At 45.6% G+C, this 10,849-nt stretch carries 11 protein-coding genes; 6 read left to right on the top strand and 5 right to left on the bottom strand.

Features of this window, described 5'->3' with window-relative positions; all coding sequences use genetic code 11:
* The coding region (locus AC4II3_RS14640) for a hypothetical protein (protein WP_488029351.1) at window positions 1–380 on the top strand (380 nt) is incomplete at its 5' end.
* Between the two features lie 619 nt (window positions 381–999).
* Here the strand turns inward: AC4II3_RS14640 and AC4II3_RS14635 are convergent.
* From AC4II3_RS14635 to AC4II3_RS14625, 3 genes are all read right to left on the bottom strand, one after another.
* Entirely contained in the window at window positions 1,000–1,776 is a 777-nt protein-coding gene (locus AC4II3_RS14635) for an RNA polymerase sigma factor SigF (RefSeq protein ID WP_488008462.1), read from the bottom strand.
* 83 nt (window positions 1,777–1,859) lie between these two features.
* Window positions 1,860–1,982 carry a hypothetical protein gene (locus AC4II3_RS14630; RefSeq protein WP_488008460.1) on the bottom strand — a complete coding sequence of 41 codons (123 nt, stop codon included), beginning with the start codon at window positions 1,980–1,982 and terminating at the stop codon, window positions 1,860–1,862.
* 339 nt (window positions 1,983–2,321) lie between these two features.
* Window positions 2,322–3,152 (bottom strand): photosystem II manganese-stabilizing polypeptide, encoded by an 831-nt coding sequence (locus tag AC4II3_RS14625; protein WP_488008458.1) that lies wholly within the window; start codon window positions 3,150–3,152, stop codon window positions 2,322–2,324.
* A gap of 185 nt (window positions 3,153–3,337) precedes the next feature.
* Here AC4II3_RS14625 and AC4II3_RS14620 point away from each other — a divergent pair, with 185 nt between their 5' ends.
* From AC4II3_RS14620 to rdgB, 3 genes are all read left to right on the top strand, one after another.
* Window positions 3,338–3,793: a hypothetical protein gene (locus AC4II3_RS14620; RefSeq protein ID WP_488008456.1), complete on the top strand. Its 456-nt coding sequence runs from the start codon at window positions 3,338–3,340 to the stop codon at window positions 3,791–3,793.
* A gap of 355 nt (window positions 3,794–4,148) precedes the next feature.
* Entirely contained in the window at window positions 4,149–5,591 is a 1,443-nt protein-coding gene (locus AC4II3_RS14615) for a phosphoglucomutase/phosphomannomutase family protein (RefSeq protein ID WP_488008454.1), read from the top strand.
* A gap of 212 nt (window positions 5,592–5,803) precedes the next feature.
* Window positions 5,804–6,379 carry an RdgB/HAM1 family non-canonical purine NTP pyrophosphatase gene (gene rdgB, locus AC4II3_RS14610; protein WP_488008499.1) on the top strand — a complete coding sequence of 192 codons (576 nt, stop codon included), beginning with the start codon at window positions 5,804–5,806 and terminating at the stop codon, window positions 6,377–6,379.
* A 94-nt stretch (window positions 6,380–6,473) separates the two neighbouring features.
* Here rdgB and AC4II3_RS14605 read toward each other — a convergent pair whose 3' ends face one another.
* Window positions 6,474–6,812, bottom strand: coding sequence for a P-II family nitrogen regulator (locus AC4II3_RS14605; protein WP_293018096.1), 339 nt, complete (start codon window positions 6,810–6,812; stop codon window positions 6,474–6,476).
* A 200-nt stretch (window positions 6,813–7,012) separates the two neighbouring features.
* Window positions 7,013–7,144, bottom strand: coding sequence for a hypothetical protein (locus tag AC4II3_RS14600; RefSeq protein ID WP_490722831.1), 132 nt, complete (start codon window positions 7,142–7,144; stop codon window positions 7,013–7,015).
* 358 nt (window positions 7,145–7,502) lie between these two features.
* Between AC4II3_RS14600 and AC4II3_RS14595 the strand changes: the two genes are divergently transcribed.
* Window positions 7,503–10,307: a valine--tRNA ligase gene (locus AC4II3_RS14595; RefSeq protein ID WP_488008452.1), complete on the top strand. Its 2,805-nt coding sequence runs from the start codon at window positions 7,503–7,505 to the stop codon at window positions 10,305–10,307.
* 22 nt (window positions 10,308–10,329) lie between these two features.
* Window positions 10,330–10,794, top strand: a complete 465-nt coding sequence (locus tag AC4II3_RS14590) for a hypothetical protein (protein ID WP_488008450.1) — start codon at window positions 10,330–10,332, stop codon at window positions 10,792–10,794.
* Window positions 10,795–10,849: the final 55 nt, after the last annotated feature.

Here is a 10,849-nt window from a genome sequence, read left to right as displayed (position 1 = left end):
GGCTGGAGGGTCTGCTAGCTCTGGAAGGGCTGGTTGGTGTTACCGCTACACTACCTCCTGTCCCAGGACGCGATCGCAAACCCGGTCTTGGTGGTGCAGGAGTCAGAGGCTGTACCCTTGTAGGGGAACTACTTGGTCTACCAGCATTGGGCAAAATCTCCACCTCTGGTTGCACTGAAATTGCCGCAAACGGGTCAAGACGCCCCTTATCTATCCGATTTCTTACTTCATTGCTTGGCAAGGTTGTGATCAACGGTGGTATTGGTATTACCTTTTCCTGCTCGGGTGTTTCCGGGAATTTAGGAGCAAATTCAGCTACAGGAGGAGAAGGTTTTGTGCTATCCGGGGAAGCCACCGGAGTAGGTTTAGGGGTAGTCTGATCCCCCTGATCAGCCTTTCTACCCGGTTGACAGCCTCCTATAAGCAGAGCCAGCACACTCACCCATACGATGCATGATACTTTACCCATGACCACCTACAAAATAACGCTTTATCCGAGCATACCCTTGAAGTTATCGATCTGTGGCACCAACTTCTTTGAATATAGGATTTTTTTGGCAAACTTCCAAAACTGGAGACTCTCAGCAAAAAGCTGTGGGCCGGTAAGCCGTCAGCCCTCAGCGGTCAGTGGTCAGCTTATTTTATCCAAAAGCACGCCAACTAGAGTTGCACAGGCTTTAGCCTTGGCCTTGGCCTTTGGCCACGCTACGCGAATGGCCAAGCTACGCGAATGGCCACGCTGTGCGAACGATGCTGAAACATAACCCATAAGCTAATAGCTAATAGCTGATAGCTGTTCCCGTAGCGTGCGCGTAGCGCTAATCGCTGTTCGCTGAACACTTACATTGACAGGCTATGGGCAATAACACCCAATCCAAGAAGCCCAAACCGCGTTTCAGCTATGACTTAGCTCTCAAGTCCAGTTACTTTGCCAGCTGTCTATGATTTTATATAATTTTATCTTGTTATGCTTCACTAATAATAGTGTGAAAATTAATCTTAATCTTGTGTCGGTTTCATTAACTTTTGCAACGCTTCCAAGCCTTTTTTAACACGACGGGATACCGTTACTACACTGATGTCTAAGCGTTGTGCTACCTCTTTTTGGGTCAAGTCATGTAAAAAAACAAATTCCAGCACTTCACGAGTGCGCTTTTCCAAATGAGCTAGGGCTTGTTGAATGCGGATTTGGTCTTCCTGTGCCAGCTGAAAACTGCGATAGCGAGGATCTGGGACTAATTCACCCAAGCTGGTGTTTCTGTCCTCTGAATCTCCTACTGGTGTATCTAAGCTCAGAGGTTCCCGATTTTGATGAGCTAGGGTAATTTCTTGCCATTCTTCTAGGGAAATGTTTAATGCTGCTGCTATTTCTTCTTCTGTCGGTTGCCGATTTAACGTTACTCGTAAATTTCGAGTAATTGCCACAGACTTTTGCCGTAGTGCTAGCCAGCGTCGAGGAATGCGAATTGAATAACCCCGATCTCGTAAATAGTGCTGAATTTCACCACGAATGTAGGGGATAGCGAAGGAACTAAATGCTATGCCCTTGGTGGAATCAAATCGTTCTATGGCACCAATTAAGCCAATACAGCCAACCTGAAGTAAATCTTCGTAGCTTTCATGACACTGCTTGACCCAATGATGAGCTTCTATCCTGACTAGTCCTAGATTGAGAGCCACTAGCTGATTGCGAAGTTCAGGGTCAGCAGATTGCTGGTACTTTTGTAATAAAGTTAAGCTTTGATACTTAAGGTTATGATTAAGGTTAGTCGCCATAACAAAGTTTAAGGTGGTAGATTAAAAGTAGATCACAAGTAGATATCAAGCGGCTATCAGACCCCTAACTCATCCCAATTCTCCTAGATGGCTGCCACAAATTTTTTCTCCCTTTTGCGCTTTGGGTCAGGTTTAATTGGTAATGGTTGTCGGATTCCCGATTGATGATTTCCCGGATCCAATCCCCGGACAATATTATCTTGCATCCCTTTTAGACAAAGGGGCTCAGTTTTATTGGCGTCGGTTTATGCTGCAGTTTTGTTTGATAACATAGGTGACGAGCGTTAATCGAGTTTATAAATCTCCAAAAGCACCGCTGTGGTCATAGTTTTATTGCTTTAATTGTAGATTTACCATTAAGTTTCTTAAAACAGTAATTTCACCTGAATCCCGAATTAGAAACGATGAAAGTTTATTAATAATACATACAGGATATCGAAAACGCCACATTTCGATCAAAAAAGGGGCATATGCCCCTTAGCAATTAACGTTTTTAATTTCCCATTCTGGGAGTCAGTGGCTTCTAAGACTCAAATCAACGTCAGCTATGCTTGTTTTGGTTGAATGCGACCGTAAAATATCCCCTGAACTTTCACTTCTTCTGGTTCATCAGCACCTAAGTCAGTATCTGAGGGTTGTTCACTTATGAATGTACCAGCAATTTCGCCACTCTCGCTATCTACTTGAGCTATGCGCAGCTCAATGGTGCCTTCGCCCACATCTGCGCTCTTAACATTGGCAAACTCTTGGCTATCCGCTTGAGATGGCAGAGCAACCGAATTATCATAACCACTAGCCAGACCTCGACCTTTGGGATCTAGGAAAACAGCACCCCGATAAGAGGGGACGTAGAAATCGCCAACAAAATCGGTGGAAGCATTGATACTTTCCAAACCAGGCTCAGTTGTGGCAATCAATTTTTTAATGGTGAACAGGAATGGGACTTGCTCACCTCCAGGCAACTGAATAGTGATGGGTTGGAAATCTATACCATCCTTTTCCAAAAACTTCAGACTACCATCTTCTTGAAAAAGTAAGTCTCCTCGCACTTGAACCAAGCTAGAGGTATAACGGGTCAATAATTTGCCGGGAAGATATTCTGCCTCTTTGCGCTTAGTTCCTTCTTCCTTGACAAAGAAGGTGGTTGGCTGTACGCACATATCGACAATCTCATAGGACTGGTCGGGGTCTACAGGAATAGCACCCCGAGTCATTTCTGACAGCTGTGGACAGTTATTCGCTAAACCAGTATTTTTAATCTGGTCATAGGTGAGTCCTTCGATACTTTCCAAGCTGGCTACATCTGGAGAACAGGACGCTGTAAAAACCCCCAGACATAACGCCAGGAAGGCACAAATCAAAGCACGATACTTCATAGTCAATCTCAATCGTCAATAATCAGATCTAAAAATGTATGTTAGGTTGGTTCTGGAATTGGGTTGCTGGTGCAATAGGAGTTAAACAGCTGCTGCCCTCTAGGCATTGACCAGTATTATCCGCAATTCACACCACACCCATGTTATAAGTCGGGCTACACACAAACTATCGGGAAGCTTGTTATTTGGTTGAACTACTGCCATTTGGGCATAGGGCATGCAAAAATGGCACCGATTCCGTGAGCCTCAGCTGTTCTTTAGAGCATTGTACACGGGAAGAGCCGCCTTTACTGCGACAGTTATTTGATGGAATGGATCGAGATAAAGATTTGGATTCAGAACAATTACACCGTAAATTACTAGAGATTACCGCTGATATTCGTTCTTTGGCCAACAATTACCAAGGCGATAACATCGCCCTGTTGGCTATACTCAGGGCTTTAGAGGAAGTCCATGGCGATATTCGAGACGAGTTATTTCAAGCCTCATTGCCGGATACTCGCCAGAAACTATATGATTTTCTAAAGGATATTGAAGAAAAGGGTGGTTGGCCTTACATTGAACGCATGAATCTAATCTCTATACTTAATAAGCTGCCTGAGTCAGCCCGATCTAAGCAGGGTATCACTGACGACCACTAGGAAACTGTTGCCCTTGTCCGGGGATGATTGATACAGATGCACGAACATAGGAAAGACCCCGGAACAAGACGAAGACATTACTATATCTCGCTGACATTTAGGAAAAACCTTCGTTGCTCAGCAACTCATCGGTGAAGTGTCAGTGGAGCAAGCTCAATGGTGGGATCCAATACACCCACTGGACAAAATCCCGAAAGAGATTACTAACTTAAGTAACTACTATCAGTACTACTAGATGACGACAAAATGGCCACACAAGCCAGATCAGGCTTTGGCGGGTAAGCAAGACACTAACTCTTTCCAATGCTAGGATTTTGCCGTCAGAGTATTAAAATTTAAGTAACTATATACTACTATGGCAATTGCCGCAGATTCAATTAAATTTGGGACAGACGGCTGGCGAGGTATCATTGCCGCCGATTTTACCTTCGAGCGCTTGGCAATAGTTGCCCCTATTGCAGCTCAAGTTCTGGCAGATGCTTATGGGGAAACCACGGGTAGCCAAACGATTATAGTGGGTCATGACCGACGCTTCATGGCAGAAGACTTCGCCAAAAAAACCGCAGAGGTGGTTCAAGCTGCTGGTTTTGATGTCTTACTCTCTAACAGTTATGCTCCTACACCAGCCTTCAGTTGGGCAGCCAAGTCCCAAAATGCTTTGGGAGCTTTGGTAATTACTGCTAGTCATAATCCTGGCAATTACCTAGGCTTAAAAGTCAAAGGAGCGTTTGGTGGATCAGTTCCTCTAGAAATAACTAAACAGATTGAAGCTAAACTTTCTCAAGCACCAGCTACACCTAAGAAAGAGGGTAGTATAAAGACCTTTGACCCATGGTCAAGTTACTGTGATGCCTTAAGACAAAAGGTTGATATTGCCCTGATTCAACAGCTGATTAGTCAGGGTAAACTGACTGTCTTTGCCCATGTGATGAATGGTGCAGCAGCAGGAGGCTTGAACAAGATTCTTGGGGTACCCATTATCGAAATTAAGGCCGAACGGGATCCCTTATTTGGTGGCAAATCCCCAGAACCTTTACCCGGTTATCTGTCTGAGCTATTTGAAGCGCTCCAGAGTCACCACCGCGAACCGGGTGGTGAATTAGCGGTTGGGTTGGCATTTGATGGGGATAGCGATCGCATTGCAGCTGCTGATGCTCAGGGCAATTTCCTTAGCCCCCAAATCCTGATTCCCATCCTGATTGAACATCTAGCATCACGGCGTAACTTTAGTGGTGAAGTGGTCAAAACCCTTAGTGGCTCTGACCTAATTCCTAGAGTGGCAGCACTGTATAATTTGCCAGTTTATGAGACTGCCATCGGTTACAAGTATATTGCTGACCGGATGTTATCCACTCCTGCCTTGCTAGGGGGTGAGGAATCTGGAGGCATTGGCTATGGCAACCATATTCCTGAACGAGATGCTTTATTATCAGCACTCTATATATTAGAAGCGATCGCTAAATCTGGAAAAGACTTAAGTGAACTCTACAAGAGTCTGCAAGAGCAAACTGGCTATGCTTCTGCCTATGACCGGATCGATTTACATCTATCGGGGATGGAAGTGCGATCGCGTATACAAGAACAATTACAAACTCAGCCTCTCCAAGAAATTAATGGTCAGGCAGTGGTGGATTGCCAAACCACAGATGGTTACAAATTCCGTTTAGCTAACGACAGCTGGTTGCTGATTCGTTTTAGTGGCACTGAACCATTATTGCGACTCTACTGTGAAGCGGCTACCCTTGAACAGGTAACTCAAACCTTAAACTGGGCTAAAGATTGGGCCAGTAAGTTTTAGACTTTAAATTTGGGATTAATGTTGGATTTTGGATTGGCTAGTTTTGGTTGGGTTATTGAAAATCTGGGCTTTGGTGAGTAAGATGACAATCGGGTATTAAACGCTGGTTGAGCTGTATCGAACTGACTCTGATTGCTAGTTAACCTTTCATCAAACAATCTGAAATTGTTGCTTTGAGTAATCCAAAATCCCAACATCAAACCCCAAATTTGCTGCCAAAATTGCTGGTTGTAGCTACAGGCAATCCTGGTAAGCTGCGGGAGATGCAGACATACCTAGATTCTTTGGACTGGGAATTGCAGTTAAAGCCACCAGAGCTAGAGATTGAAGAAACTGGGGATACATTTGCTGCCAATGCTTGTCTGAAGGCATCAGTAGTAGCCCAGGCAACTGGGAAATGGGCAATTGCTGATGATTCTGGTTTGCAAGTTGATGCCCTAGATGGTGCTCCAGGGATTTATTCTGGACGCTATGGCAAAACCGACCAAGAGCGAATTGAGCGGCTACTGGGGGAGCTAGGTTTGGAAGTGAATCGGCAAGCCCAGTTTGTTTGTGTAGTGGCGATTGCTCGTCCAGATGGTGCGATCGCTCTCCAAGCGGAAGGGATTTGTCGGGGGGAAATTTTGCCAGCTCCTCGGGGAACTGGTGGCTTTGGCTACGACCCAATTTTTTTTGTTCCAGACCAGGGGTTGACCTTTGCTGAGATGGAGCCTCAGATGAAGCGATCTTGCTCTCATCGTGGCAAGGCTTTTGAAGTACTACTGCCTCAGTTGAAACATTTAGGTTAACTAGGGTGGCTAAAACCGTCAACTCCCTATAAAAATCAACTGAGGCACGCTCACTCGGTAAACCGTGCCTCAGCTACCTTGGTATATAGGGTATTTAGACGGCTTCTAGATTTTTTTCCCCAGTACGAATTCTGACCACCTGATCGACGGGGCTAATGAAAATTTTACCGTCGCCAATTTCACCGGTGCGAGCTGCAGCGATCACTTTGTCTACGACCATATCGACTTGATCGTCTTCTACGACGATTTCTACTTTGAGTTTTTGTAGGAATTCAACCGTGTACTCTGAACCGCGATAACGTTCAGTCTGACCTTTCTGGCGTCCAAAGCCTCGAACCTCAGAAACTGTCATTCCGACAATGCCAGCGTTGACTAGAGCGATTTTGACTTCGTCCAGCTTAAATGGCCGGATGATGGCTTCTACTTTTTTCAATCTCCTAACTCCTCAGTTGTTCTGCTATTCATTTGTTATATGTTGACATCCTCACCGTCCTAGAAGAAAGGCGATTCCTAAACCTCACGATTTAGGTTTCTGCTTCAATGCAACAGCCTCCACCCTAAGCGGGGTTTTATGGTCTTACGTTCGCTCCACAGACTATCCCCGCAAGTCCTGCGGTTCTCACGTGTCGAGTTTCAAGAAAATTCTTGATGTAATGCGTGATTAGAGGGTTGGCCTTCCATTGCCCTGTCATCTTTTCCCGGTCTACCGATTTTGCTGCGCCGCCAGGTTACTGGACTTCGCTCGTATAGGCTGTCTGAATCCATCGTCTCGGGTGGGTCATTGACCATATTGATGGTAACATAAAGCCGTCCTATAAGGACGGGGTTTTTTTTTGATAAGCATGAGACTTTATCTCACTGTGGATGTGAAAATTTTTATAAATGCTGATAGGGTAACTCTCAAGTGTTGATCTCGATTGATCAACCGCGAAGACGACTCGCTTTTCTATACTTATCGATATATTAGCTGCATTAGCTGCACAGGTATTTGGTGACTGCCCACCAACTCATGCTCCCCTGCTTTTATGCCGCACGCATCCTTCCCGTATTTGCAGTTCATTTCCTTAACTACCTTGAGCCTGTGGCAAAATTGAGGTAAGCCCATCTATTCACCATTCCCAGCATGACCGCAACCACACCCACCCTGGCAACCAAATACGAACCGAAAACCACCGAAGCCAAGTGGCAACAATACTGGGAAGAAAACCAAGTCTTCAAAGCTGACCCCAATCACCAGGGTGAACCCTACTGCGTTGTTATCCCCCCACCTAACGTAACTGGGAAGTTGCACATGGGTCACGCCTTCGAGAGTACCCTGATCGACACCCTCGTCCGTTACCACCGGATGAGAGGACGCAATACCCTGTGGCTACCGGGAACTGACCACGCTAGTATTGGTGTACAAACCATTCTCGATAGACAGCTAGAAGCTGAAGGCAAAACCCGCTATGACTTGGGACGGGAAAAGTTTCTTGAACGGGCTTGGGCGTGGAAGGAAGAATCAGGTGGCACCATCGTTAAGCAGCTGAGGCGTTTGGGGGTCTCGGTGGATTGGTCGCGGGAACGCTTCACGATGGATGAAGGCTTATCGAAAGCAGTAATTGAAGCCTTTGTCCAACTCTATGACCAGGGACTGATTTATCGGGGCGAATATATGGTCAACTGGTGTCCAGCCTCGGAGTCCGCTGTATCAGATTTGGAAGTGGAAAATAAGGAAGTAGATGGGCATTTGTGGCATTTTCGATATCCAATTACTGATAGCAATGGTTTTGTGGAAGTAGCTACCACTAGACCAGAAACTATGTTGGGGGATACGGCAGTTGCAGTTAATCCTAATGATGAACGCTACCAGGATTTAATTGGTAAAACTGTAACCTTGCCAATTATGGGACGAGAAATTCCGATTATTGCTGATGAGTTGGTTGACCCAGGGTTTGGCACCGGTTGTGTCAAGGTAACTCCTGCCCATGACCCTAATGACTTTCAAATGGGACAGCGTCATAGTCTGCCATTCATTAACATCATGAATAAGAATGGCACGTTAAATGAAAAAGCTGGGGCTTTCCAAGGACAAGACCGGTTTGAAGCCCGGAAAAATGTGGTGAAGCAGCTGGAAGCAGAAGAGCTATTGGTTAAGGTAGAGGACTACAAACATACGGTACCCTATAGCGATCGCGGAAAGGTTCCTGTTGAACCCCTAATCTCAACGCAATGGTTTGTCAAAATTCGCCCCCTAGCTGACCGAGCCCTAGAGTCTCTTGACCAGCACCATTCTCCAGTATTTATCCCGGAACGTTGGACGAAGGTCTACCGAGATTGGCTGGTGAAATTAAAAGACTGGTGCATCTCCCGCCAACTCTGGTGGGGACACCAAATTCCGGCTTGGTATGTGGTGAGTGAAACCAATGGCACAATAACTAGCGAGACTCCGTTTATTGTGGCTCACCATGAAGCAGAGGCTAAAAAGAAAGCAGTAGCAAAATTTGGAGAAAATGTCAAGCTAGAGAAAGACCCAGATGTGCTGGATACCTGGTTTTCCTCAGGATTATGGCCCTTCTCTACTATGGGATGGCCTGATCAGACCAAGGATTTGAAGACTTACTATCCGACTAGCACCCTGGTAACAGGTTTTGACATCATTTTCTTCTGGGTTGCCCGCATGACCATGATGGCAGGACATTTTACGGGTAAAATGCCGTTTAAGAGTGTTTACATCCACGGGCTAGTGCGGGATGAGAACAATAAGAAAATGTCTAAATCGGCTAATAATGGTATTGACCCGTTAATCCTGATTGACAAGTATGGTACGGATGCCGTGCGCTATACCTTGGTTCGGGAAGTGGCAGGTGCCGGTCAAGATATGCGATTAGAATATAACCGCAAGACGGATGAGTCAGCTTCTGTAGAAGCATCCCGCAATTTTGCCAATAAACTGTGGAATGCAGCCCGGTTTGTCATGCTAAACCTTGAGGGTAAGACTCCTGAAGAATTGGGTCAACCAAAAGTAGAGGCATTGGAATTATGCGATCGCTGGATTCTCTCCCGTTTTCATCAAGTGGTGCGTCAAAGTAGGGATTATCTAGATGCTTATGGCTTGGGAGAAGCGGCTAAGGGACTTTATGAGTTCATCTGGGGTGATTTTTGTGATTGGTACATTGAACTGGTCAAATCCAGGCTGCGTCAGGATGCCAATTCTGCGTCGCGGGTTGTGGCACAGCAAACTCTCGCTTACGTTTTAGAGGGTATCCTAAAGCTACTCCATCCCTTCATGCCCCATATCACTGAAGAAATCTGGCACACCTTGACCCAGAAATCTGGGGAGGTGTTGGCACTACAACCCTATCCTATAGAGTACCTAGATATAGAAAAGGGGCAGGTTAAAATAGACCATGACCTTTCGCCAATAGGCAATAGCCAATCTTCTATATCCCCAACTTCTCTAATTGACTCAGAACTAGAGCAAAGGTTTGAGCTGCTGATCGGTACAATCCGTACTATCCGCAACCTCCGGGCTGAGGCAGAGATTAAACCAGGGGTGACCGCACCTGTTATTCTGCAAAGCAGCAACAGTGACGAATGTCAAATATTGGAGGCGGGTCAAGCCTATATCAAAGACATAGGTAAGGTCAATCAATTAACCATTACTCCAGCCTTGGAGAAAGAGGTAAAGAATACCATGGCGGGTGTAGTCGGCACAGTCCAGGTGCTCATTCCCCTAACTGGTGTAGTGGATGTGGATGCTCTACGGGCTAAGTTAGAAAAGAATTTACGTAAAGTGGAGGCGGAAGTCAAATCCTTGTCTGGGCGTCTGGGTAATAAGAACTTTGTGAGTAAAGCTCCAGAAGCAGTGGTTAAGGGTGCTCAAGAGGCATTAGCTGAGGCTAAAAAGCAAGAGTCTATTTTACGCGATCGCTTAAATAGACTTTAAACAGATTTCAATCAAACCGGTAATGCTACACCTAGCTCAAGTTCAAGACAATGATGATTTTGGCGGGCTCCAATTGCAACTACTTGCCCGCCAAAACTCTGATCAATTCTGGGAAGTTATTGAGCCAAGACCTGTGGCGTTTACTAATTCCCAAGCTTTTAAAGAAGGTTGCTTAGTCTTAATCGATCTGGCTGAAACTCAACAGGTGATCTCTATTCAATCTGCCACCGATTGGGTTTTAGATCTAGTCAAGAAGTATTTAACAGCTGAGGTTAAGTCTACCTTTTTAGAGGAAGAAATGAAACGGGCTGAACAATGGCGGCAAGAGCTAACCTTGAAAAGCCAAGGGTTAGATATCCGCGATTTAGAAGTAGAAGCACGTCGCGAAAAAATTGAAGCTTTAGCAGAAAACTTGAAATTGGAGAAGCAACAGCTGGAGCAAAAGGTAGCCCAATTGCAGGCTAAAATTGATGAAACTGGTAATTAGTAAAGGGAATCGGGAATCGGGAATCGGGAATCGGGAATCGGGAATCGGGAATCGG

It is taken from the genome of Moorena sp., assembly GCF_982860115.1.
The sequence above is the reverse complement of the archived record's forward strand: the minus strand, read 5'-3'. Positions and strand labels throughout refer to the sequence as shown.